We start from the raw sequence: 22,190 nt of genomic DNA on the forward strand, positions 1-22,190 counted from the left end.
AAAAAACAGGGGGGACACAAATGTCAGTGAAGGCAGAAAGAAAAGAACGAACTATTAAACCGATCAACGGCGACTCTCCGAGCGTTCGTAAGATGGACTTCGAAGGGTTGGACCAATTATCAGATCATTATGTGGCGGGAAATTCTTTCCTGACCCATATGGTAAATGCATATCATGTGATCTTTCCGGAAGGAGAAAGATTCTTTATTAAAAGTGTAAAAGCTTTTGCGGATCAAGTGAAGGATCCTGCATTACAAAATAGTATTAAAGGTTTTATCGGGCAAGAAGTACAACACGGAAAAGAGCATGAAAAAGCTCTAGAGATGTTGGTAAAACAAAAACGTCCTGTTTCTAAGATCCTGAATTTTTATGTAAAGACTGCTTATGGATTCTTTTGGCCGGTCTTGGAATTTATCTTCGGCAAAAAATTGAAACTCGCAGTGACTGCAGGTTTGGAACATTACACCGCTTCCTTAGGAGAAGTTACCTTAAGATTCGGTCTTCATGAACAAGCAGAAGGAGAGATGAGAAACCTTCTACTTTGGCATGCATGCGAAGAGATAGAGCATAAGTCTGTTGCTTATGATGTTCTTCAAACCGTTTCCAAAAGTTATACTTTGAGAACTTTAGGATTTATCGTGGCCTCCATCATGTTCTGGGGATACGCAATGACATTACAACATATGTTTATTTTGGCAGATCCTAAGGTCGGATTGAAAAGATATTTCTCCGATCTTATCGCTTCAGGTTCTTACACAAGATTGGTTATTATAGAAGTTGGAAAACTAGCCTTCTTATATTTCAAACCAGGTTTTCATCCGAACCAGACCGGCGGTTACGATCTGGCAAATGCTGCATTAGCGACTATTTAAAAGGAGAATACAATGAGTACCCAAACTAAGAATAAAAATTTAAAATCAATAGATGCGAATTCTCCTACTGTTCGTAAGATGAATTTCGAAGGTCTAGAAAATTTGCCTGACCATTATATCGCAAATAACTCATTCATGACCCATACTGTGAATGCCTATCATATACTATTTCCGGAAGGAGAAAGATTTTTTATCAAGAGTGTAAAAGCTTTCGCAGACCAAGTGAAAGACCCAGGTCTTTCTTCCAGAGTAAAATCTTTTATCGGACAAGAAGTTCAACACGGAAAAGAACACGAAAAGATCCTAGAAATCTTAAAAGGCCAAGGGAGACCTATCACTCTAATGGAGAAGGTTTACAAATGGACCGCTTTCAGCTTTTTCTTGCCTGTATTCGAATTTTTCTTCGGTAAAAAACTGAAACTTGCGGTAACTGCGGGTCTGGAACATTATACAGCTAGTATGGCTGAAATCTCTATCCGAAATAATTTCCATGACGATGCATACGGAGAAATGAGAAGCCTACTTCTTTGGCATGCTTGCGAAGAGATAGAACATAAATCAGTTGCGTATGACGTTCTTCAGACGGTTTCTAAAAGCCATTTCCTAAGAGTTATGGGATTCATCGTAGCATCCTTCATGTTCTGGGGATACGCTTTAAGTCTACAACATTGGTTCCTGCTCACTGATAAGAAAGTAGGATTCCGTAAATATTTCCAAGATATGAAGTCTGCACGTAAGATTGGAAGGATCTTATATCCTCAACTTTTCAGCGCGGCACTTCTGTATTTCAAAAGAGATTTCCATCCGGACCAAACAGGCGGATACGAGCTTGCGAATGCGGCTCTGATAACTATCTAGCACCCATCCAATCACTTTGCTCCCCGCTTCCCGTGCTCCGTAAGGAGTCGGGAGGCGGTTTTTTTCTTAACCTTCTACCCAACTTTTTATAAACGGTTGATGTTTTACGGGATGAAATTCGGTGTATTTATAGTTTGCGTAACCTAATTTTGCAAACGGATCGTCTTTCATTATATCACTGATCTTCTCTAAGGAGATGGATCTTGCGATAATCATTCCACCGTTTCTTGGTTCTTTCGGTCCGGAAAGAAGAAAGGTGCCTACATCGTATAAGGTTTGTAAAAACTCTCTATGAGCCGTAACAGCTTGGTCTAATTTTTCGAGGGGTACTAAATATTCTAATTCGATCAGGAAAAATTTCATTCTGTAAATCAGACTTGCCGACTTCCTTTAAAAATCAATTCCCAATCGTTTTAAATAGAAATTTTTAAGTTGCTGCGGTCTCCAATTCCGGTTCAGATTCATCTTCGTCATTAAATGCTTCCGAATAGGTCATCCATCTTCCGGTGTCCGGATCCATCAGTTTACATTTAGACGTGGATTCTAGATAATCTTTCCAAACTGATTTTCTTTCTACTACGTAAGCTCCGTAATGGACTTTGATTTCTTCCAAAGCTTGGCCAAGTTTGTAGAAAGGAATTTTCATGTGAACATGATGAGGAGAATGAATAAAAATATTATGCATGAAGAAGTTTAGCAACGCAGGAACATGATAATTTACCGTTCCTCTCATTTGTCCGTAAAACGGAGTCCATTCATCCGCTTCTTTCCAAGGAACTTCCGGGCGAATATGATGCACATATACGGTAACTCCGATGAAATAATTCCAAGAGATAAAAGGAAGAAGCCATACTTTCAGGAAAAACCAAGTTCCTAATCCTATATCGAATCCGTTAGGAGTATTCCCTCCGAAATAAAAAACCGCGCCGGCAGAACCGAATGCAAAAGTAAGCATAAGCAATTTATCTCTGAGAGCTTCTTTCATAGGGGCAGTAAAAAGAACCATTCCTTTTAGCCAAATCTCCACCAGATAATAGATCCCTCCACCGAATGCGGACCAGGAAAGTCTATGGAAAACCTTTCTGAATATTCCAAAATTTTTATATTGTTCCGGAGTCACAGGATGCCATACGAAATCACCTTTTACTTTGATCGTATGCCCATGATGGACCCGATTATGTCCATATCCCCATTGGTTGTATGCATGCAAAGAAGGCAGCATCGCGATCTGTCCGATCCAATAAGAAAGTCTTTCACTTTTGAATAAGGAACCGTGACAGGCATCGTGTCCGATAATAAAAAGAGAAGCGATAATCATTCCTGCAAATGCCCAAAGAAAAGGAAGATAATACCAAGTCTCGGTATTCCAAAGTAAGAATATGGTGACCGAGAAGAAAAATAAATCTCGGATAAAGTAAGCGATTCCAAGATAAGTAGGATTTTCGAAGCTGCTATCGGAGATAATCTCCCTTACACTTCCAAGAGTTTCTTTCAGTTCGGTATTCTTTTTCATCTTATATATCCTATGATTCCTGAAACAGGAGGTTTTCTTTAAGGATCGTTAGATGAGAGCGGATCGTATTCGCTTTGTTGCAGAAAAAGATCGGTATTTAAAATATTTCTTCGATTCAGGATCTGAAGATAGGAATATCTCTCTTAAAATAAGAGAAAAATAAGTCCTCGGCGGTTTCTCTACTTGAACCTGTTCTTTTACCCAAGATAATGAGACAATCCTTGGCTCTCGAAAGCGCAACATATAGAACTCTATGTTCTTCTTCCCTGATCTGCTCCGAAGAATCTTTTCTGAGATTCCACCCGTCCACCAAATCTACGATGATTGTGTGGAACTCAAGACCTTTAGCAGAATGGATCGTAAGTAATAATTCAGGCGGAACTCCCGCTCGTATATACTCTCTGATTCTATGATTGGAACGACATAGTATCTTTAATTCACCTCCGCTTCGTTTATATAATTCTCCTAAATAAGTAAATAATTCCGGGATCTTATCTATTTTGATCCTGGAAACGATCGCCTTTCCTTTTCTATGAGCGATTACTTTCTTTTCGATTTTGTTCTTATTTTTGGAGATAGGAATGGAAGAAGTATCCACGATTTTCGGCAGAGACCTATAATTTGTGTTCAGGAATTTTCGAGTGCAGGGTTGGAACATCTCGGGAAAATTCAAAAAATTGAATATATCTGCTCTTCTGAACGAGTATATACCTTGGCTATCGTCTCCTACTACCAAGATCTTAGATCGTTCCGAGAGTAATTTTAAAAATCTAAGTTGTTCCGGATCGGTGTCTTGGAATTCATCCACCAAGATCCTTTTTAAACTTCTTTTAGGAATCTCGGTCCAAGCTTCTCCGTTTTCTAAAGAATCCAGAAACATGGTTACTAAATCGTCCAGATCCAGCTTTCCTTCTTTTCGTTTAAAGTTTTTATAATCTTCTAATAATGGATTTTTCCAAGTTTGGGGAAAATGAGAAGGTAACGTAGAACCGCCGATCAAAAACTCATACGGGATTCCGCCGATGGTATCCGATTTTTTACGGAACCATTCCCTAAAAAATACGTTCTTTTCGGTGGAAGTCAGGATAGAAGGTCTTTTGTTTCGAAAATCAGGATGCCAAGTGATCAATGCTCTCAGGCAGAAAGCATGAAACGTATGCACTCGAACCGATCCATCATTCGTTTTCTTTTTAATTCTTTCTTTGATCTCTCCGGCTGCTTTGCGAGTGAAACTGAGGACCAGTATTTCTTCTCCGCTTGTACCTTGAGAGAGCTCATTTTGTACTACTCCTACTAAGGTGCTGGTCTTTCCGGAGCCTGCGGCTGCTATAACTTGTAAAAATCTGGAACGATCTTGTATGATCTCTTGTTGGGCTTCACTGAATTTGGAAAGGTTCATACGGAACCATTTCCGGAATTTTGTTCAGTGCGCGTAATTTTTGAAGGTAAAGGACCTTCCTTCGTTTGATTTTTATTCGAAGGAAGGCTTGGGATTCTTCTTTTTTATTTATCCCCTGAAGGAGGAAGATCTATAGGTTTCGGACCGTCCGTCGGAGTATTTATGATCATAGGAAGCGCATCTTTTCCGGTCGGGACAAATAAAAGTTTTGTATTAGGATTTTCGAAAGCTTTTAGTTGCAGATATTGTTTTGTCAACTGGGCCGCGATCATCTTCTGAGCTTTTGCTCTTGCTTGGGCTTCGATCACAGTTGCTTGTGCGGTTCCTTCCGCTTCGATCACTGTGGATTTTGCTTTAGCTTCCGCGTGGATCACTGTGATTTCCGCATCCTTTTTCGCTATATTGATCTCGAACTTCATCTGTTCCTGTTCTTGCTCTTTGGTAAGTTTACCTTCTATTGCAGTCAGGATGGGACGGCTGTATTCAATATCGTCTATGATCACATCATCTATTTCTACATGTTTGCCTCTTAATTTTTCTCCCAAGGCTTGGCGAATATCCTGAGAGACCTTAGGAGTTTCCTTAGAAATTTTGATCATACTATATGCGGATAACGCGTTACGAACAGATGTCCTGAATTGAGGGCGCACCACTTTTTCGTAATAATCGGGACCAATCTCTATTTGAAGATTATAGATCTCTCCCGGGACTGGTCTCAGAATGACTGCAGCTACCACATTGATGGTCAAATCATCTCTGGTAAGAACATCCACTTTTTCTTTGTAGGAGGTCCACTGGGTTTGGTACAATACTACATCGTTCCATGGAGCGTAGAAATAAATTGCATTTGTCAATAGGTCCTTTTGGAGCCCGCTCGTTAAAGGGTGATATCTGAGTCCTGCCTCTCCAGGCCGAATATTCGTGTAACAACCCGTTCCGGCGAGCAAGCTCAGGGAAAGAAGGGCAAACAAACTCAAACTTTTAGTCAAAAATTGAAACCTGGTCATATAAATCTCCGTAGGACCTGTCTATAGTTGGACCAGGTCCGGATTAGGAACGTTTCCTGATATTATAGAATTGGAATGGGCGACAACGAAAAACGAATGTACGAAACTATTCTTTTGATTTGAATTGGTCTAACGGATGGAAGGCATGGAAGACAATCTCCAAAACTTGCCTAAAATCAGGACCAGATTCAGAGGGATTGTGGAATCTATTTCAATCGATCCCAATCCGGAAAAAGCAAGGATCTTGATCAAAGACATAAAGCTGCTGGTTTCCGGTAGAAAGGTTATATACGCTCAAGATTTTTATTATTCCTATCGCTTTCGAAAGCAAAATCTGAAACAGGGCGACCCTGTGGAATTCGACGCCAGAATACGACCCGACAAAAGAGGAGTTTCCTCCGAAAAAATTCGTTTAAATTATCCTACAAAAATTTATAAACAGGGCCCAGACCAAGCAGGCCTATTTCCGGAAGTACGCTCTAACATTTGACTTCCCCGCCTGGCCCTTGAATCTGACTTTCGGAGCTGAAATTGGAAACTATCAAATATCTTTTGGACTTCTTTTTGCATCTGGAAAATCATTTGGATGCGTTGATCGTTGCTTATGGCACTTGGATCTATCTGATCCTATTCTTGATCATCTTTTGTGAAACCGGTCTTGTTGTAACTCCTATACTTCCGGGAGATAGCTTGCTCTTTGCTTTAGGCGCATTTGCGGCTAGAGGAAGTTTAGATCTTGGAACACTATTGATCCTTCTGATCATTGCTGCGATCTTAGGTGACACAGTCAATTATGCGATCGGTCATTTAGCAGGTGAACAGATCCTTGCAAAGGAGAAGGTCCCCTTCTTAAATAAAAAACACCTGGAAAAAGCCCATCAATTTTACGAAGAATATGGTGGAAAAACTATCATCATCGCAAGATTTATTCCGATCGTTAGGACATTCGCTCCTTTTGTTGCCGGGATCGGAAGTATGACTTATGCTAAATTCATTTTGTATAATATAGTCGGTGGAGTGGTTTGGATCGCTCTATTCTTATTCGGTGGTTATAAGTTCGGTAACCTTGAATTTGTCCAAAGAAATTTCAAAATTGTTATTCTCGCGATCATAGTCATTTCAATAATGCCTGCGGTGATCGAGTATATTAGAGAAAAAAGAAAGACTAAATCTTCTTAAGTTATTGGCTACAATCCTTGGTCTGTTTTAAACTTTTGACCAAGGGTTTGTCCTTATAACGTTTGAATGGAGGAGGTTCCATATCCCTGGCGATATCCGAATCTCCTCCTTTTCCTCCCGGACTAATCCCTACCGGTCCAAAACTAGAAGCCGGATAAAAACAAACCGGAAACTCTTTCGCTTCTTCTAATTTTTTAGTCTTTTCATTCGTTTTAAAAACTTGGTCCTGTACTCGAACATACAAGAGATCCGAATTCTCGGACCAGCGAATCTTGAATTCCGGAGTTTCTTCCCATTTTGTTAATTGGAATTCGAAATAAGATCGATCATAAGAAGAAGATTGTCCGTTCACGTCCGCTATGATCAGAGTAGGAGATTCAATTTCCAGATCCGATTTCAATTTTCCTAATATAATTGCTGCCTTTCCTCCGTCCGGAGAAGGTACGAATTGAAAGATAGTTTGGTCTTCTCTTTGGAAATTTTTAGGTTCGAAAGATCGAAACCCTTTGGGCGACCAAACCGCTGGAAAACGTATAGATCCTCCGTATTCGTCATTTGTGCCTTGGATCCAAAATAAACGATTGGTTGCAGAATGAAAATAAACGGATCCAGGTAAAGTCCAAGAGCCTATTTCATAAGAATAAATTGGTGGATCACCGGAATCGTTCAAGGCTCCTGATATTTCGTAAATCCTGAATTTAGTTCTATAATTCTTTTTGTGAGTTGTCCCGTTTAAAGGATTCCATGTATCCTTCTCCTCATAGATCACTTCTGTTTGAACTATGTTTTTACCGGTTTCAGACCAACCCCTCTCTATCGCAAGACTTGCGGGTCTCCATTGGATTTGGGAGCATTGAATGAATAAAATGGAAAAAGATATAAGTAAGTTCTTCATAAACAACCGCGTATAGGTGGATAGTAAATTAGAAACCATAAGGTTCCAGTTGGTAAGTTTATAGTATTAAAAGGAAGAGGGGAAGTAAAACTAAATTCTGAGGAAAACGATAGCGCGCCGATTTCGACGCGCTATTCTGGATTGGATTATCTCCAGCCTTCGTTTTTCAATTCACTGTGGTTCAAGTATAATCCTGAGGATCCTACGGAAGGAGCTCTCGTGTGACCTTGGAACTGAGTATAGGTTACGTTCGAGTTGAACGGCCAAATACCTTCGCTCTGAGTCAACGAAGATTGGCAAACGCTCACTCCGCCCGACTTATTATAAGCACAGGAAGAATGGAAAGCGACTGCGTAATCGTCCTCGCCTGGAAGAATCAGGGATGCACCAGCCATACCTTTATAACCTGGTACTTGGTATACAGTGATACCTGCAGTGTTGTTGTGGTTGTAAGCGCCACGAGCGGTTCCAACGATCAGGGATTTATCCATTGCGTTACCGCCGAATCCAAATGTAATACCATTTAGAGCGGAAGCAAGCTCGGATCCACCGGAAGCAGAAGCCAATGCAGTAACTTTAGTTACATTATAACCTTTGCTAGAAGTGGTTCCACCTAAGTTAGATAACCAATACTCAATCGCATAACAACCCGCGCTATGACATACGATCTTGCAGGAGTTAGAACCCTTGCAATATGTATTCAAGCCCGTAGTGATATTGGTCTGAGCTCTGGCCGATCCATAATTTCTTGGGTCAGAAGTTCCGTCGTAACCAACGAAAATTTTAGAACCGGACACTGAGTTCGGTGCGCTTCCCCAATAATTATTCACGTCAGTAGTTCCCACTCCGTTGTGGTTGCTGTCAGACTTTCCGTGAATGAAAACCGTATAGGTTTGTGCAGAAAGCGAGCCAACAAAGAACGATGCGAAAACACATCCCAATACCATACTTTTCCAATTTTTCATCTTCTCTATTCTCCGATCTTTTGGGAAAACCAAAACCATAACTTTTGATTTTCCCGGTCTACAAGTATGAGCTATGCGGCTTTCTGAGTCAAGTGATTGGACTTTTTTTAACATAACGGGTAGAATGTAAAAATGATAACAATTCAATAAATATATTATAAAATTATAATGTATAACGTACGTTACAATAGCATGCAGTGTTAGTTACAATTTATTTCCAAACAATTGTTACGAGGATTTGTAAGTAAAAAATAAGAAGATTGGCAAACCAAACAATGGGACTGAAAAGAATTCGTTCTAATAAAACTAGTCCAAAAGGGTTAGGTAATTTCTTCTTTATAGATTCTTAAAATAAAGGTTGAGAAAGGCTCCCCATTTCATATACAGGTGAGCCTGTACTGGGCACTGAAAAATTAGAGATGAGTCAAAAAAAAATTTTTATCTACCTTGGGATTGCCATCGCAGCCGCCTTGGTTTTCTATCTATTAAGGGATGAGGCTGAACAAAACGGTTGGTTCTTGTCGGAAGAAGAGAAAAAAGCAAAAGCAGAATGGATGGCAAAAGGAAGTCCTCCTGGTGGTGGTTCTGCAGAGGACAATTCTAACTTTTTAGAAAGTTTAGACGAATCTATTCCTCCTGAAAAAGTTTTAAGAGATTATTTAGAATGGTCCGAATATCCGCCGAACTCCAGGCCTTTGACCAAGTATAATGAAGACCTAACAAACCCTTATTTTATACAAATTTCTCCGATTCCGATGGTGGATAAGCCGGAGGACAAAAAACCAAACGGATATTCCTGTAAATTACAACCTTTACAATGGGCGGCAATTGGCGTAAAGGATCCACTTCATATAACCTTAGAATGTTTTAATACGAGTAGCTTCGAAAAAGTTCCATTAAATATTCGTAATGTAAAACTTTGGAAAGAATTTGACGGGAACAAATTTGTGGCATTACCTCCGGATGGAAATGATAAGGGAATCGATGGGGACACCCAGGCCAAAGACAATGTTTTTACATTCGAATGGAGGCCTACTTACAAGGATTGGGGAGATATGTTTCTAGAAGTGGAAATCGAGTATGGAAAGGAGAAGAAGCAGGGCAAAGTTCTATCATCCTTCTTTTCTTCTCCATACCAGCCTGCGGAATGGAGCGGTTACTTTTTGGATATTCCCAGAGACGGTTCTTTGAGTATAAAGGCAGGAGTGAACGTATTTAAGGCCGGAACTTATCATCTAGAAGCCAATCTTGTGAATGCTGGTAATGGCGATCCGATAGCTTGGGCGAGTTTCGATGGTAAATTGAACGCCGGAAGGCAAGAAGTAGAGTTTCTGTTCTTTGGGAAATTAATCAGAGAAAGCGGATACGAAGGGCCTTATGCTTTTACACAATTAAGAGGTCATAGAGTCAATCTTGCCGTAGATCCGGATTGGTTCGGGCAAGGAGAGGAAGGAATGAGAAGGATCCTTGCCGCAAAGACTACGGAGCCTGATAAAGAGCTGGTCGGTCCTTATAAAGAAAACAATTATACTACCAAAGAATATAATCTGAATACATTCTCCCTAAAAGCCTATGAGTCTCCGGAGAAGGACCAGAAGGTGAAACAATTACAAGACCTCGCGCGTTAGTCGAAAATGGCAGGATTTATTTGGAATAGAACCTTGTTCTTGAGCCGATATTAGGATGAAAAGAGGGCAAATTCGGAATGAAGAAAGTAAATGATATATATGATGCGATTCTGGAATGGTTTCAGGCTAAAAAAATCACGAGTGGTCTGACTCAATCCGAAGCAAGGCCGGTCCGAACTACATTTTACACTCAATTGAGTATGCTTGCGATCCCAACACTACTAGTTGTCTCAATCTATTTTAATGAACCTCCTGAAACCCATACCTTCTCTTTTATCCATTATTTCCTTCTTATCATTCCGTTACTATTTGCATTTTATTTATTAAGATTACGTTATTATAATTTATCTGCGGTAATTACATTAGTCGCTGTTAATTATCACCTTTTAGCGCTGACAATGTCTCAAGCGGATGATCCTGCACCGTTAGGGTTTCTAGTTACTTCTATTTTGTCATTTCTAATGATCTCTAAGAAGTTTAATACTGTAAGGGTCGTAATCTCTATTTTGCCTTTAGGGCTTTTTCTTTTTAGCCAGTACTATTATAAAGTTTTAGGCGGGGATGCGATATTTGGTCCACCGAGATGGGTAGTACCGGCCGAGTATCTTATGCCCCCTCTGGTACTACTATGCGTTCTTTTCGTTCTGATTATTTACCAATTTGTGAAGGCGGTAGATTTGGCAGAAGCAAAGTTAACGGAAGAGCATAAAAAGTCGGAGCAATTGCTTCTTAATATATTGCCGGAAGAAATTGCCCAAGAGTTAAAAGAAAAGGGAGTTTCAGAACCTCGCGTACATCGCAGTGCAACGGTTTGTTTTACCGACTTCAAGGGTTTCACTCAGATTGCGGAGACTCTATCGCCCACGGAACTTGTTGCGGAGCTCGACCGTTGCTTCTCTTATTTTGATAGTGTAATGGAAAGGCATAATCTCGAGAAGCTCAAGACGATAGGGGACAGTTACATGTTCGCGGGTAGTATCCCGGAATCGAATCGAACACATGCTGTGGACTGCGTGATGGCCGCTCTGGAGATCCAAGCATTCATGAATCAAATGAAAGAAATCAAAGCAAACCAAGGCCTACCATACTGGGAGCTTCGACTTGGGATCCACTCAGGCGATTTGATAGCTGGCGTAATTGGTGAGAAGAAGTTTGCATACGACGTATGGAGCGATACTGTCAATACTGCAAGCAGATGTGAATCATCCGGTATTCCCGGCCGTATCAATATTTCTGGTACCACATACGAACTAGTAAAAGATTTCTTCGAATGCGAATACAGGGGAGCAGTGCCTGCCAAAAACAAAGGAGAGATCGAAATGTACTTTGTGAATGGACTCTTGGCAGATCTTCGACGAGCGGGAGAAGATAGAATTCCAAACGAAGAGTTTCGGAGAAGATATAAGCAGCTTTGACACGTCTCTTTTAGGTCGTTTCGCGATTTTTCATTGTCTCCATTCAAAAAAAGGAGTTAAAAAAGGATTGACATTTCTTTATTATATAACTATATGATTATATAATAAATTAGATATGCAAACCCTCGATTCTACCTTTGCCGCGCTTGCTGACTCAACTCGCCGAGCGATACTCATGCGTCTCGCAAAAGAAGACTTAACAGTTATGGAACTCGCAAAACCCTTCAAAATGAGCCAGCCGGCTATTTCACGGCATCTCAGAGTTTTGGAGGAAGCCGGTCTTATCTCAACCACGATCCGCGCACAGGAGCGCCCGCGTAGGCTTGAAACTGCGCAGCTCAAAAAGGCTACGGATTGGATTGAGAAATACCGCCAGATATGGGAGAAACGTTATCAAGTACTCGATGGGTTACTCGAAGAATTGCAGACGATGCAAATAAAAGGAGATCAATGAAAATGAAAACAGATCAAAAAGAACTGAAGGTCGAGTTACGAGGTGAAAGAGAAGTTGTCGCTACACGTTATTTTGCCGCGCCTCGCCAATTGGTATTCGATTGTTTTACAAAACCGGAGTTGATGCTTAGGTGGCTGACTGGTCCAGAAGGTTGGAAGCTTGAGACTATAGAGAACGATCTTAGGGTTGGTGGCAAATACCTTTACGTCTTTGCAGATCAAAACGGAACCAAAATGGGGGTTTATGGAAAATTCCTAGAGGTGGTTATTCCTGAGAAGGTAGCGAATGACGAGAATTATGCGACAGACATGTCTACGTTTAATCCGAATGGTCCGGAAAATCCGGATGCTACCGTAGAGTCGCGCACCTTTACTGCCGAAGGTAATCTAACTCTCATGACTCATGTGGTTAAATTCGCTTCTGCCGAAGTGCGCGAGGCAGAAATAGGTGCAGTCGAAGCTTGGAAGGAGCTATGCCTAGTGCTCGATAAATTACTTTTGGAGCTTGTTTGAACAATTTAAAGTAAGTAGCCCGGTGATCCTACCGGGCTTACAATTTCTACTCAGATTTAATCTTTTGTTTTATGTTAAGAGAAGGCCAAAGCATAGGAACCCTACGTTTATATTGCAGATACTTTTCGCCGAAAATACGAACCAAATCTTTCTCTTCAAAAAATGTTCCTATGATGATATAGACTGTCATACCTGCCGAAAGAATGAGATGCCCTGCATTCATTAACGGAGTACTCCACAAGACCAAAATCATTCCTAGCATCATAGGATGACGCACAAACCTATAAAGTGACGGTGTGGCAAATTCCGCTGAACGTTTTTCAGTTTTCATTAGAAAACTCCAAGCTTGCCGCAATCCAAAAAGTTCAAAGTGATCAATCAAAAAACTGGAAACTACGGCTAAGAATAATCCTATTAAAAAAATCGAATAGATCATATATATCCCGAAATCAGCCTTAATATTCCAAATTTCGGAATAGATTGGCTGCCATAGGCAAGAGAGAGCGATCAAAGTAATACTAACTATGAAAACGTAAAGGCTCCTCTCAATAGGCATTGGTACAATTTGGTGCCAATATTTTTTGGAACTGGCCCTGGCCATGACGCTATGTGGGATTCCGAACATTGCTACTAAGGCGATATTTAAACAAATCGACCCGATTAGCCCGATTTGAAATTTGAATGAGATAGGCTCCAAGAATTGGGTGATATCAAGTAAGCGGCAAACAAAAACCAATATGCTAAATAGGTAGATTGTATAGGAAATCAGAGCGAATATCAAATAAGTAAGTCGCGTAAGTATATTATCCTTAATCAAAGTTGCCTCCAAAATGCTTGGCATTCAAAGCTTTTTAAAAAGCTTCAACTTAGGTAAAAGAGCTGGGGGTAACTACTGTAAATAATAAATTGTAAGGATCTTTTTGCTTATTGGAATATTGCTTGGTATTCAAAGTAATTTTTGGAATATAGAAACTGTTTTTTTATAAACATAGGAAAATATGGAAAGAATGAAACAAGACAGACTGTTAGTTCTGATTACGGCATTGCGAGATCAAATCCTAGATGAAATAAAGAAAGATTATCTACGTTTCGGACTGACGAATATAACACCCGCGATGGGCGCCGTTCTTTGCACTCTCAAAAGTGATCGCCCACAATCGATGAAAGAGATAGCGAAACAAATTTTTAGGGACCAATCTAGCGTTACTCCGTTAGTGCAAAAGTTGGTCGATTTAAATTTAGCAATTCAGGAACGTTCATCCGTTGATGCTAGGGAGAGTCAGGTTCGACTGACTATGTCCGGGAGAAATTCACGTTTAAAAATAATTCGGGCGGGTAGAAAAATGAATGCTCGTTTGTATAGGGGGATGTCGGCCGTCGATCGAAAGCATCTTATTTCTTTATTGGCTCAATTAAAAAAATAAACTACTGATTCGAACCTCTAAGGATTTTTTCCATAGCCTTTCCTTTTGCCAATTCATCGATTAACTTATCTAGGTAACGGATTTTCTGCATAAGTTTGTCTTCGATTTCTTCTACACGAATGCCGCAGACTACTCCTTTGATCAGTGAAACATTATCATTGAGGTGAGGCGCCTGATCAAAAAAATCTTCGAAATTGACTTCATTCTTCAGTTGTTTTTGAAAACTTTTAGCATCATATCCAGTGAGCCAAAAAATAATTTTATCAACTTCTGCTTTTGTCCGTCCTTTTCTTTCCACTTTTTGAATATACAAGGGATAAACTTTTGAGAAAGACATAGCAAAGACTTTTGAATTTTCCATTTGATCTAATACCTTATTTGGTGCTAAACATTTCGTTTAATTGCTAAAATTTTATTTAAGTTCTTCCGCCAATGCGATGATGAATCCTTCTGGACTTCGCAAATAACATAGAAGATAACTATCTTCATACTGTTCCAATTTGCCAACGAGTGTAACTCCATGCTTTTCGAGTCGAGCAACAGTATCTTTGATATCTGTGACTGCAAACATTACACGAAGATAACCTAATGTGTTTGAGGGGGCATTTTTTGGTTCCGGTTGTATAGCCTTCGGCCTGATGAATTTCGATAATTCCAGGCGACTGTGTCCGTCCGGAGTTTTCATCATTGCCATGTCGACTTGCATTCCTTCGAGTCCTACTACATGGTCTGCCCAAGATCCTTCGACTATCATTCGTCCTTCGAATTCTAAGCCAAGCTCGCTGAATAGAGCAATCGCAGCGTCAAGATCTTCGACAACAATACCAACATTGTCCATTCGTTTCACTGTCATTTTTTTCTATCCTCCGGTTTGCCCGTAATAGCCTCCATTATTGTCCACAGGGTCGATCCATTTATCAATCGATTGATCGGTTATTTTCTAAGTATTTTACTTGACATGCAGGTATTTACCTGCATATTATTCTCTTACAAACGCAACGAATGGACGCTGATAATGTTTTTAAGGCGCTGGGAGACCCAACACGCAGAAAGCTGCTCGATCTTCTATATGAGAAGAACGGCCAAACTTTGGGCCAACTCTGTGAACATTTGGACATGACACGACAATCTGCCACGCAACATATCGGGATCCTCGAATCAGCCAATCTGATCAGTACAGTTTGGCGTGGCAGGGAGAAGTTGCATTTTATCAACCCGGTTCCGTTGCATGAGGTTTATGAGCGCTGGGTAAGGAAATTCGAACACCAGAGGCTTAGCCTGTTGCATGACCTGAAGAAGGAACTTGAAGGAGAGAATAATGAGTAAAGAGAAGACGAGCTTTGTTTACGTGACTTATATCCGTTCTACACCGGAAAAAGTGTTTGAGGCAATCACGAAGCCTGAGATTACAAAACGTTATTGGGGTCACGAGAATATCTCTGACTGGAAGCCTGGATCCTCATGGGAACATGTGCGTAATAATGAGGAACATACAGTTAATATTGTTGGTAAAGTAGTAGAAGTGGTTCCTCCGACACGTTTGGTTATCAGCTGGGCAAGTCCTGCACAGGCCGCAGATCCGGAAAGTTACAGCCGTGTGACCTTCAACGTCGAAGAATATGAGGATATGGTTCGACTAACTGTCACTCATGATGAACTTGAGGCAGGTAGTGGAATGGCTAAAGGTATCCAACAAGGTTGGCCAATTGTTCTCTCTAGTTTGAAATCCTTATTAGAAACCGGCGAAGGAATCGACGTCTTTGCTAAGCCGAAGTCGGCTTCAAGTGGGAGTCTTTCATGAGTAAGTCCTATACCGGCGGATGTGCATGCGGTGCTATCCGCTATACAACCAAGCACGAGCCTATCTTTCAGAATCATTGCCAATGTCTCGATTGCCAGAAGAGGAGTGGAACGGGGCATGGCTCCTATCTTACCTTTCCTGCAAGAGCTGAGATGATAATTACCGGTGAAGCGACTCATTGGGAAGTTGCAGGCGATAGCGGTAATATGAAGATTCACTCCTTCTGTCCCGTTTGTGGAACCCCAGTTTATCTACGTTTTGTAGCGATGCCGGACTTGATTGCAATCCATGCGGCGAGTTTAGATGAGCCTAGTCGCTTTGCACCACATGCACTTACTTACAAAGTTCGCGGGTTGGCTTGGGATTTAATCGATCCTTCGTTAAAGGCATTCGAGAAAATGCCGACTGGTTGATTTGCCTGTCGAGCATGCGCGAACGTTCGCCCATGCACTTGCCGAACAGAAGTCTGTTGCGAATGGCAGGTGGCAATGTCATTCGCACAAGTTATATTCATTTAACTATATTATTTAAATAGTCCAATGAGTAATTCTCAGCTTCGGATAAGTTTTTAATTTCAGAACTATAAAGTGCTAATCTTAATTCTTGGTATAGCTTAACTGAATTTAGTATGCTGTCTTTAATGGATCTAAAGTCATAGTTTGGAATTGTCGATTTTAGTTTTTCGAGATCGCTTGGATCAATAATAAATTCTAGTTTTCTAACTCCCCGAGGTAGGGACTTATATTTAAGATGAAGAAAAGGACCTAAAACTGTATTTCTAATGAATGATAAAAAATCAATCGTCTCAAAATACTCTCCTCTTCCTAATTTCGTGCCGGCATAATGTACCCAAACCCAAAATCGATCCTCTATCCATTGAAAGTCTGGATTTGGCCATTGTGATTTTGTTGATTCAAGGATGGCTGAGATCCGTTTATTATTTTTGTAGATGAAAATTGGATTTTCAATTCGGTCTTTTAGTTCGGAAAGCTGAATAAACTTAAAATCAACATGAAGAAATGGATTCTCATACAGACAAATTAATAGTCTTCTTTCCCCGACATGTTCACCTGTAAAGGCTGATAGCAAAGGGCCGAAATTTCTTGCGAAATCAACCATCTCCTTTCGTTCATATAGAATTCCATCTTTCAGCACTATAACGAAATCAATGTCAGAATATTCGTCCAGTTCTTTGGAAATGAATGAACCGGCTACTGCGACACCTTCAATTACTTGGCTACTCGACGCAAGGTCGTTTACCTTTTCAATAAATCGATCTATCTTCTCCATCGTATTTTTATATTTCAATGTCTAGGCTATTCACCTGGAGCGTATTGAAGAAGGATACCGCCTGTAGAAAGTAGACGAGATTCGAGTAGTTTAAGTTTTTTATGAGGAATTCCTTGACTGAATAAAAGTTTTCCCTTTCCTAAAAATACTGGCGCAATGCATAGGCGAATCTCATCAAATAACTCTGCTTTCAATAAAGATTCAGATAAATTACCGCTACCGAATACAAACATATCGCCGTCGCCTTGCTGTTTTAATTTAGGAATTTCGACTGCAGCATTTCGTACGATTGTCGTATTATTCCAGTCGGCTGTTTTGAGTGTTGATGAACAGACTACCTTTTGGATCTCATTCATAAATTTGGCGACTTCTCCTTCCGTCGGATCTTCTGCCGCCTTGGTCCAGTATTCCGCCATACCTTTGTATGTAGTCGCGCCGAACACAAGCATGTCGGCCGATTTCAATTGAACGAGGCTGAACTCCTCAAGCTCTTTACCCCAGACAAGTTCGTGAAAACTGAGGTCCCAGTTTTTCTCGCCCTCAAAATATCCATCCAGGGTGACTACATTCCACATTATTAGCTTTCTCATCATGTGTTCCTTGAATATTAAGATTTTGTAAAATTATTTTTTTGGTGTTGGCGGTTTGGCGAACGTTCGCATATCCAACTTGAAGCAGATGCATGTGCGCCTATTCGCCCATGCGGTTAAGAAAAGCGGTATGGTCGCACCTTCGCCCATGCAGTTAAAAAGGGAGAATCCGAGAATCCTCCCCCATAATCAATGAGTCTGTAACCAGTTCACCAGATCGCCCAAAACTTTTGCCTTGTCCGCCGGAAGTTCATTCATGGTTTCGTGATATAGGCCATCGTAAATTTTCATAGATTTGTCCGAAGAAGGTATAACTTTGAAAGCTTCTTCCGTTCCTACTGAAAGTGCGATTGAATCTTCTTTTCCATGGAATAGATAAACTGGGAAGTTGATACGAGTTGCTTTCTCCAAAGCTTTTTCTTTAGAGTTCAAAAGGAAATCTCCTAAGTAAGCGCCAACAGAACCGTGAACTAAAGGATCTTTTTTATAAGCTTCTACAACGGACTTATCTCTGGATAGAGCATTCACATCTAATCCGGTTGGAACAGTCAGAGTGGGGAAAGCTCCTGCCAGTAAACTTCCTGCTCCTTTTTTAATATTCATGACTAGGTCTGTTTTTACTGCGATTGGTAGCCCGCTCAGCACAAGTCTATCCAAGCTTGCTTGGTGAGAAGGTTCTCCTGCATAAAACAAAGAGATCAAGGCCCCCATGGAATGTCCCATTAGAGTAACATGTTTCACTCCCTCTTTTTGTTTGGCGATGCTGATCAATCTGTCCAGGTCCGCTAAAAATTGGTTAAAATGAGTGACTACTCCTTTGCTTCCGCCGGATTTTCCGTGGCCACGGGCATCTATTAGATAAACATTATATCCTTTTCCGGAAAGTGCTTCGAGTAGGTTGTCGTATCTTTTTCCGTGTTCCCCGATTCCGTGATGGACTACTAAAGTCCTTGGATTGTTTGCTTCTTTTGCACGGTAGGCTCTATAGTAGATGGATACATCGCCTGCTCCTACAAAGGTTCCGTCTTCCAGATGGTAGTTTTGTTCCCAATTCATTCGGTAAATATCCGATCTATCGGAAAAATGGGGAAGGAAATTTCTATCCGATCGTATTCTTTCTTTTACTATTTCGAACGAACGTAATGGCTGAAGTGGGCGTTGAGGCCCTTATTCCGGAAAAAGTCCCGGTAGGAATTCCTCTTGTTTTTTCTTTTTCAAAAGATAACGAGAAGGGACTGCGAATAAGTCGGTCCTTAATTCTCTTCTTTTCGTGAGCCCAAATCGTTTGGCGCAGATGGAAAATCTTTTTTGGAGAAGTTCCGCATAATTTCCTTCTCCTCTCATTCTTTCTCCCCAGGTAGCTTTGTATAATTTTCCTCCTCTTGCTTCTGAAATAACTTTGAGGACTTTTTCTTTTTTGAGTGGGAAATGTCTGGTAAGCCAATCTTCGAATAAAGGTGCTACTTCGAACGGTAATCTGACGAATACCATCCCGGCGGCTTCTGCACCTGATAAGGATGCTTGTTCTATTAAATTTTCCATTTCAAAATCGTTGATAAATGGAATTACAGGAGCGAATAATACTCCTGTTGGAATTCCAACATCGGTAAGTTTACGTAGAGTTTCCATTCTTCTTGCAGGAGCAGGGGCCCTAGGTTCTAATTTGGACCAAAGTTCCTTATCCAAAGTAGTGACGGAAAGAAACACTTTCAAAATTCCTAATTTTCCCATTTCAGAAAGAATGTCCGTATCTCTTTGGATTAAAGATGATTTGGTGATTATTACAGCCGGTTGTTTGAATTCCAACAGGACTTCCAGGAGAGATCTTGTGTTTTTGTAGATTCTTTCTCCCGGCTGATATGGATCCGTGGCGGTTCCTATCGTGATTGGCGCGAGCGCCTGTTTTTTCTTTCTTAATTCTTCCGTTAAAAGTTTGGCCGGTTCTTTTTTAACGAATATTTTTGTTTCGAAGTCCAATCCAGGAGAAAGGTCCACATAAGAATGATTTGGTCTTGCGAAACAATAAATACATCCATGCTCGCAACCTCTATAGGGATTGATACTGGCATCGAACGGAATATCCGGCGATTTGTTACGGGTAAGAACTGATTTGGAATCTTCCCAAAAGAATTGGGTAGAAGGGGAACTTTCCCCCCCTAAATCCAACCGGTCTTCCAGCCAGACTTCCCTTTGGATCTTATCGAATCTGCTGGGAGGCAATTCTTCCGTGCCTCTTTTCTTAGAATTCATAAGTTAGAATTCTAAGAAATACTAATCAAAAAACAAGCAAAAATCTGTTTGTATTCCGTTGGAACTCCAACATAAAGATTTTAGTTGATCTCTAATTTTGCTCCTTCTCCCCAGGATTTGTAAGAAGGTAAATTAGAGATGGTTTGCACGTATTCACTAGCCTTAGGCCCTAATTTTACTCCGTAGGTTATGAATCTGGAAACTACCGGCGCGTAGAATGCATCTGCAATGGAGAAGTTTTTGCCGAACAAAAATGGCCCGCCGTAGGAACTCAAACATTCTTCCCAAAGTGTTTGGATCCTATCTATGTCCTTCTTCGCATCTTCCGGAATAGAGAAGTCCGGCTTTCTGCCATGAAAATTCATACTTAAATTAGATCTTAGGCCGGTGAAACCGGAATGCATTTCTGCAGTTACAGATCTTGCCTTGGCTCTTGCGGCCTGATCTTTGGGCCAGAGTTCCTTCTCCGCATATTTTTCTGCCAAATATTCCGCAATGCTAAGGCTGTCCCAAACTCTCAAGTCTCCGTCGTTGAGGACAGGTACTTTTTTAGAGGGGGAATACTTATCGATTATGGCTGCATATTCAGGTGTGAATAGTTTTAAGGAGATCTCTTCGAAAGGGATTCCGAATTGAGTGAGTAGGATCCATGGGCGGAAAGACCAGGAAGATATGTTTTTATTTCCGATTACAAGTTTGAGATCGCTCATAACTTAAAGATCTCCTAAGGCTGGATGATTCTGCAAGAAAGTAATCCTTTCGAATTAGTAACTTTGTAGAGATCGATACAGAGCCTTCGATCTGGTTTGCCTTTCTTTTGCAACAATTAGCTTAGGGAATTTTCATGATCAAGTGTACATAATCCTGCAAAGGTTGGGTGTCTTCATTTAACAATGAGACTTCTTCTTAGTATTCTAGGAATGCTTTGTAGGATTTTTTTAAAAATACATGTCTTAAGTTACTAATAAGAGAGAAATCTTTTCGAAAAGAATCGAGCGGTTTCTTTAGAAACAAAACGAATCGGATGGATCTAAGCTTGGAAAACGTTAAAGAAATTATTCAAACACAAGAAAGTATGCCCGATATTTTGTTAATTTGTGATTCGAGCGGAAGGATCCTTCATGTTAATGAAAATGGAAGGAAGATCCTTAGCATTCCCTCTATAGAATCGGCTAAGAGTATGAGCCTTACCGATTTTCTTTCCGAAACGGATCAAAAATATTTCGAAACTGTTATACTACCTAATGTAAGCAAGTCAGGCGAGTTTGAAGGAAGAGGACTTCATTTAATGAAGAAGGACGGAAGTTTCCTCCAGACAAAACAGCATGCTTATCTAATGCCAGAGATGTCTTATCTATTCGTATTTACGGAAGACAAAGAATCAGAAGCGGGAAAGAAGGAAGCATTATACAAAGCGTTCCAACAATCTCAGAACGGAATGTTCTTAACCGATAAAGAAGGTGTGATCCTTGCGGTGAACAAACAGTTCGAAAAAATTTCCGGCTTAAAAGAGAATGAACTCATAGGAAAAACTCCTAAAGCATTCCAATCCGGAGTGGGGGCATCCAAAACTTTTTATGACGAGTTTTGGGAATCGGTTCTCCAAGGCTCGGTATCCATCGCTAACTCGAATCTTAAGACCGGTTTTGTAAAAGATTGGAAACAAAATGTTCTTCCTATTAAAGATCGTAACGGAGAAGTTTCGAGCTTCTTAAGTACGATTCTTGCTAATCCTGAACCTTCAGAGCAGGGAGAAGCAAAGAATAATTTGGATTTTGCAAAATCCCCATCTGATACTTTCAAAAAACATGAAGGTATGGATAGAGAAGTTCTTATCGGAATTTTAAGAGATAAAACAAAACTTACCAAAAAAGAAACAGAGATCTGTGCGGGAATTGCTTCCGGTAAGGATAAGAGTCGGATCAGCGAAGATTTAGGCATCCATCCTGGGACTATGAAAAACCATCTCAAATCGATTTATAGAAAAACTATCGATTTAGAAAAAGAGATCCCAGGCCCGGAAAGAGACAAACTACAAAGACTTACAATTTATCTCTTCCGTTTACTTGGGGAATAAGACACAGAGATGTATCGAGAGCCTCTGAGTTTATTCGCACAGAGGCACAGAGCCGCCGAGG

Annotated in this window: 27 protein-coding genes; 13 read left to right on the forward strand and 14 right to left on the reverse strand. The window is 40.6% G+C overall.

Annotation, left to right across the window (positions count from 1 at the left end):
- The first annotated feature begins 20 nt into the window (after positions 1–20).
- Together CH365_RS04510 and CH365_RS04515 are read left to right on the forward strand one after the other, a co-directional pair.
- A complete protein-coding gene (locus CH365_RS04510) occupies positions 21–872 on the forward strand; it encodes a metal-dependent hydrolase (RefSeq protein WP_100767397.1) in 852 nt (283 codons plus the stop codon).
- Positions 873–884: 12 nt separating this feature from the next.
- Positions 885–1,730 carry a metal-dependent hydrolase gene (locus CH365_RS04515; protein WP_100767398.1) on the forward strand — a complete coding sequence of 282 codons (846 nt, stop codon included), beginning with the start codon at positions 885–887 and terminating at the stop codon, positions 1,728–1,730.
- A gap of 66 nt (positions 1,731–1,796) precedes the next feature.
- Here the strand turns inward: CH365_RS04515 and CH365_RS04520 are convergent, their stop codons facing one another.
- From CH365_RS04520 to CH365_RS04535, 4 genes are all read right to left on the reverse strand, one after another.
- Positions 1,797–2,093, reverse strand: a complete 297-nt coding sequence (locus CH365_RS04520) for a YciI family protein (RefSeq protein ID WP_100767399.1) — start codon at positions 2,091–2,093, stop codon at positions 1,797–1,799.
- 64 nt (positions 2,094–2,157) lie between these two features.
- Positions 2,158–3,243 (reverse strand): fatty acid desaturase, encoded by a 1,086-nt coding sequence (locus CH365_RS04525; protein WP_100767400.1) that lies wholly within the window; start codon positions 3,241–3,243, stop codon positions 2,158–2,160.
- 115 nt (positions 3,244–3,358) lie between these two features.
- Positions 3,359–4,642, reverse strand: a complete 1,284-nt coding sequence (locus CH365_RS04530; protein WP_100767401.1) for a UvrD-helicase domain-containing protein — start codon at positions 4,640–4,642, stop codon at positions 3,359–3,361.
- A gap of 104 nt (positions 4,643–4,746) precedes the next feature.
- Positions 4,747–5,649: a prohibitin family protein gene (locus CH365_RS04535; protein WP_100767402.1), complete on the reverse strand. Its 903-nt coding sequence runs from the start codon at positions 5,647–5,649 to the stop codon at positions 4,747–4,749.
- 145 nt (positions 5,650–5,794) lie between these two features.
- Between CH365_RS04535 and CH365_RS04540 the strand changes: the two genes are divergently transcribed.
- Positions 5,795–6,139 carry a hypothetical protein gene (locus tag CH365_RS04540; RefSeq protein ID WP_100767480.1) on the forward strand — a complete coding sequence of 115 codons (345 nt, stop codon included), beginning with the start codon at positions 5,795–5,797 and terminating at the stop codon, positions 6,137–6,139.
- 41 nt (positions 6,140–6,180) lie between these two features.
- Positions 6,181–6,828: a DedA family protein gene (locus CH365_RS04545; RefSeq protein ID WP_100767403.1), complete on the forward strand. Its 648-nt coding sequence runs from the start codon at positions 6,181–6,183 to the stop codon at positions 6,826–6,828.
- Position 6,829: 1 nt separating this feature from the next.
- Here CH365_RS04545 and CH365_RS04550 read toward each other — a convergent pair whose 3' ends face one another.
- Together CH365_RS04550 and CH365_RS04555 are read right to left on the reverse strand one after the other, a co-directional pair.
- Entirely contained in the window at positions 6,830–7,723 is an 894-nt protein-coding gene (locus CH365_RS04550) for a hypothetical protein (protein ID WP_100767404.1), read from the reverse strand.
- Between the two features lie 146 nt (positions 7,724–7,869).
- Positions 7,870–8,688 (reverse strand): hypothetical protein, encoded by an 819-nt coding sequence (locus tag CH365_RS04555; protein ID WP_100767481.1) that lies wholly within the window; start codon positions 8,686–8,688, stop codon positions 7,870–7,872.
- A 419-nt stretch (positions 8,689–9,107) separates the two neighbouring features.
- On the opposite strand from CH365_RS04555, the gene CH365_RS04560 reads away from it, so the two are divergent.
- From CH365_RS04560 to CH365_RS04575, 4 genes are all read left to right on the forward strand, one after another.
- Positions 9,108–10,316 carry a hypothetical protein gene (locus CH365_RS04560; protein WP_100767405.1) on the forward strand — a complete coding sequence of 403 codons (1,209 nt, stop codon included), beginning with the start codon at positions 9,108–9,110 and terminating at the stop codon, positions 10,314–10,316.
- Between the two features lie 77 nt (positions 10,317–10,393).
- Positions 10,394–11,731: an adenylate/guanylate cyclase domain-containing protein gene (locus CH365_RS04565; RefSeq protein WP_100767406.1), complete on the forward strand. Its 1,338-nt coding sequence runs from the start codon at positions 10,394–10,396 to the stop codon at positions 11,729–11,731.
- Between the two features lie 115 nt (positions 11,732–11,846).
- A complete protein-coding gene (locus tag CH365_RS04570) occupies positions 11,847–12,185 on the forward strand; it encodes an ArsR/SmtB family transcription factor (RefSeq protein WP_100767407.1) in 339 nt (112 codons plus the stop codon).
- A gap of 2 nt (positions 12,186–12,187) precedes the next feature.
- Positions 12,188–12,697 (forward strand): SRPBCC domain-containing protein, encoded by a 510-nt coding sequence (locus CH365_RS04575; protein ID WP_100767482.1) that lies wholly within the window; start codon positions 12,188–12,190, stop codon positions 12,695–12,697.
- A gap of 46 nt (positions 12,698–12,743) precedes the next feature.
- On the opposite strand, the gene CH365_RS20090 is transcribed toward CH365_RS04575, so the two are convergent.
- Entirely contained in the window at positions 12,744–13,133 is a 390-nt protein-coding gene (locus CH365_RS20090) for a methyltransferase family protein (RefSeq protein WP_244282984.1), read from the reverse strand.
- A gap of 571 nt (positions 13,134–13,704) precedes the next feature.
- On the opposite strand from CH365_RS20090, the gene CH365_RS04585 reads away from it, so the two are divergent.
- Complete coding sequence (locus CH365_RS04585) at positions 13,705–14,121, forward strand: MarR family winged helix-turn-helix transcriptional regulator (protein WP_100767483.1); 417 nt, start codon at positions 13,705–13,707, stop codon at positions 14,119–14,121.
- A 1-nt stretch (position 14,122) separates the two neighbouring features.
- On the opposite strand, the gene CH365_RS04590 is transcribed toward CH365_RS04585, so the two are convergent.
- Together CH365_RS04590 and CH365_RS04595 are read right to left on the reverse strand one after the other, a co-directional pair.
- Complete coding sequence (locus tag CH365_RS04590; RefSeq protein ID WP_100767409.1) at positions 14,123–14,482, reverse strand: DUF2200 domain-containing protein; 360 nt, start codon at positions 14,480–14,482, stop codon at positions 14,123–14,125.
- 51 nt (positions 14,483–14,533) lie between these two features.
- The gene (locus CH365_RS04595) at positions 14,534–14,974 is read right to left on the reverse strand and encodes a VOC family protein (RefSeq protein WP_100767410.1); all 441 of its coding nucleotides are present in this window, start codon (positions 14,972–14,974) and stop codon (positions 14,534–14,536) included.
- 149 nt (positions 14,975–15,123) lie between these two features.
- On the opposite strand from CH365_RS04595, the gene CH365_RS04600 reads away from it, so the two are divergent.
- The 3 genes from CH365_RS04600 to CH365_RS04610 are packed head-to-tail and all read left to right on the forward strand — an operon-like array spanning position 15,124 to position 16,335.
- Positions 15,124–15,447: an ArsR/SmtB family transcription factor gene (locus CH365_RS04600; protein WP_100767411.1), complete on the forward strand. Its 324-nt coding sequence runs from the start codon at positions 15,124–15,126 to the stop codon at positions 15,445–15,447.
- Positions 15,440–15,922 (forward strand): SRPBCC family protein, encoded by a 483-nt coding sequence (locus CH365_RS04605; RefSeq protein WP_100767412.1) that lies wholly within the window; start codon positions 15,440–15,442, stop codon positions 15,920–15,922. The genes CH365_RS04600 and CH365_RS04605 overlap by 8 nt, the downstream gene beginning before the upstream one ends.
- Complete coding sequence (locus CH365_RS04610; protein WP_100767413.1) at positions 15,919–16,335, forward strand: GFA family protein; 417 nt, start codon at positions 15,919–15,921, stop codon at positions 16,333–16,335. The genes CH365_RS04605 and CH365_RS04610 overlap by 4 nt, the downstream gene beginning before the upstream one ends.
- Before the next feature lie 97 nt (positions 16,336–16,432).
- Here CH365_RS04610 and CH365_RS04615 read toward each other — a convergent pair whose 3' ends face one another.
- The 5 genes from CH365_RS04615 to CH365_RS04635 all read right to left on the reverse strand — a co-directional run bounded on the left by CH365_RS04615 (position 16,433) and on the right by CH365_RS04635 (position 20,762).
- Positions 16,433–17,230 (reverse strand): nucleotidyltransferase domain-containing protein, encoded by a 798-nt coding sequence (locus CH365_RS04615; protein WP_208861156.1) that lies wholly within the window; start codon positions 17,228–17,230, stop codon positions 16,433–16,435.
- 8 nt (positions 17,231–17,238) lie between these two features.
- Positions 17,239–17,802 (reverse strand): dihydrofolate reductase family protein, encoded by a 564-nt coding sequence (locus CH365_RS04620; RefSeq protein WP_100767415.1) that lies wholly within the window; start codon positions 17,800–17,802, stop codon positions 17,239–17,241.
- Positions 17,803–17,991: 189 nt separating this feature from the next.
- Complete coding sequence (locus CH365_RS04625; RefSeq protein WP_100767416.1) at positions 17,992–18,858, reverse strand: alpha/beta hydrolase; 867 nt, start codon at positions 18,856–18,858, stop codon at positions 17,992–17,994.
- 111 nt (positions 18,859–18,969) lie between these two features.
- Positions 18,970–20,052 (reverse strand): PA0069 family radical SAM protein, encoded by a 1,083-nt coding sequence (locus tag CH365_RS04630; protein ID WP_100767417.1) that lies wholly within the window; start codon positions 20,050–20,052, stop codon positions 18,970–18,972.
- Between the two features lie 80 nt (positions 20,053–20,132).
- The gene (locus CH365_RS04635; protein WP_100767418.1) at positions 20,133–20,762 is read right to left on the reverse strand and encodes a glutathione S-transferase family protein; all 630 of its coding nucleotides are present in this window, start codon (positions 20,760–20,762) and stop codon (positions 20,133–20,135) included.
- A 365-nt stretch (positions 20,763–21,127) separates the two neighbouring features.
- On the opposite strand from CH365_RS04635, the gene CH365_RS04640 reads away from it, so the two are divergent.
- The gene (locus CH365_RS04640; RefSeq protein WP_244282986.1) at positions 21,128–22,129 is read left to right on the forward strand and encodes a PAS domain-containing protein; all 1,002 of its coding nucleotides are present in this window, start codon (positions 21,128–21,130) and stop codon (positions 22,127–22,129) included.
- Positions 22,130–22,190: the final 61 nt, after the last annotated feature.

The organism is Leptospira neocaledonica (assembly GCF_002812205.1).
In the GTDB taxonomy this organism is placed as follows: domain Bacteria; phylum Spirochaetota; class Leptospiria; order Leptospirales; family Leptospiraceae; genus Leptospira_B; species Leptospira_B neocaledonica.

Excerpts from the sequence above, each read along its gene's own strand:
- CH365_RS04550 (WP_100767404.1), bottom strand. The coding sequence starts at position 7,723 with ATGAAGAACTTACTTATATCTTTTTCCATTTTATTCATTCAATGCTCC.
- CH365_RS04520 (WP_100767399.1), bottom strand. The coding sequence starts at position 2,093 with ATGAAATTTTTCCTGATCGAATTAGAATATTTAGTACCCCTCGAAAAA.
- CH365_RS04630 (WP_100767417.1), bottom strand. The coding sequence starts at position 20,052 with ATGAATTCTAAGAAAAGAGGCACGGAAGAATTGCCTCCCAGCAGATTC.
- CH365_RS04635 (WP_100767418.1), bottom strand. The coding sequence starts at position 20,762 with ATGAGCGATCTCAAACTTGTAATCGGAAATAAAAACATATCTTCCTGG.
- CH365_RS04515 (WP_100767398.1), top strand. The coding sequence starts at position 885 with ATGAGTACCCAAACTAAGAATAAAAATTTAAAATCAATAGATGCGAAT.
- CH365_RS04535 (WP_100767402.1), bottom strand. The coding sequence starts at position 5,649 with ATGACCAGGTTTCAATTTTTGACTAAAAGTTTGAGTTTGTTTGCCCTT.
- CH365_RS04530 (WP_100767401.1), bottom strand. The coding sequence starts at position 4,642 with ATGAACCTTTCCAAATTCAGTGAAGCCCAACAAGAGATCATACAAGAT.
- CH365_RS20090 (WP_244282984.1), bottom strand. The coding sequence starts at position 13,133 with ATGATCTATTCGATTTTTTTAATAGGATTATTCTTAGCCGTAGTTTCC.
- CH365_RS04640 (WP_244282986.1), top strand. The coding sequence starts at position 21,128 with ATGCCCGATATTTTGTTAATTTGTGATTCGAGCGGAAGGATCCTTCAT.
- CH365_RS04510 (WP_100767397.1), top strand. The coding sequence starts at position 21 with ATGTCAGTGAAGGCAGAAAGAAAAGAACGAACTATTAAACCGATCAAC.
- CH365_RS04625 (WP_100767416.1), bottom strand. The coding sequence starts at position 18,858 with ATGAATTGGGAACAAAACTACCATCTGGAAGACGGAACCTTTGTAGGA.
- CH365_RS04525 (WP_100767400.1), bottom strand. The coding sequence starts at position 3,243 with ATGAAAAAGAATACCGAACTGAAAGAAACTCTTGGAAGTGTAAGGGAG.
- CH365_RS04565 (WP_100767406.1), top strand. The coding sequence starts at position 10,394 with ATGAAGAAAGTAAATGATATATATGATGCGATTCTGGAATGGTTTCAG.
- CH365_RS04590 (WP_100767409.1), bottom strand. The coding sequence starts at position 14,482 with ATGGAAAATTCAAAAGTCTTTGCTATGTCTTTCTCAAAAGTTTATCCC.
- CH365_RS04560 (WP_100767405.1), top strand. The coding sequence starts at position 9,108 with ATGAGTCAAAAAAAAATTTTTATCTACCTTGGGATTGCCATCGCAGCC.
- CH365_RS04605 (WP_100767412.1), top strand. The coding sequence starts at position 15,440 with ATGAGTAAAGAGAAGACGAGCTTTGTTTACGTGACTTATATCCGTTCT.
- CH365_RS04595 (WP_100767410.1), bottom strand. The coding sequence starts at position 14,974 with ATGACAGTGAAACGAATGGACAATGTTGGTATTGTTGTCGAAGATCTT.
- CH365_RS04600 (WP_100767411.1), top strand. The coding sequence starts at position 15,124 with ATGGACGCTGATAATGTTTTTAAGGCGCTGGGAGACCCAACACGCAGA.
- CH365_RS04610 (WP_100767413.1), top strand. The coding sequence starts at position 15,919 with ATGAGTAAGTCCTATACCGGCGGATGTGCATGCGGTGCTATCCGCTAT.
- CH365_RS04575 (WP_100767482.1), top strand. The coding sequence starts at position 12,188 with ATGAAAACAGATCAAAAAGAACTGAAGGTCGAGTTACGAGGTGAAAGA.
- CH365_RS04585 (WP_100767483.1), top strand. The coding sequence starts at position 13,705 with ATGAAACAAGACAGACTGTTAGTTCTGATTACGGCATTGCGAGATCAA.
- CH365_RS04620 (WP_100767415.1), bottom strand. The coding sequence starts at position 17,802 with ATGAGAAAGCTAATAATGTGGAATGTAGTCACCCTGGATGGATATTTT.
- CH365_RS04555 (WP_100767481.1), bottom strand. The coding sequence starts at position 8,688 with ATGAAAAATTGGAAAAGTATGGTATTGGGATGTGTTTTCGCATCGTTC.
- CH365_RS04570 (WP_100767407.1), top strand. The coding sequence starts at position 11,847 with ATGCAAACCCTCGATTCTACCTTTGCCGCGCTTGCTGACTCAACTCGC.
- CH365_RS04540 (WP_100767480.1), top strand. The coding sequence starts at position 5,795 with ATGGAAGACAATCTCCAAAACTTGCCTAAAATCAGGACCAGATTCAGA.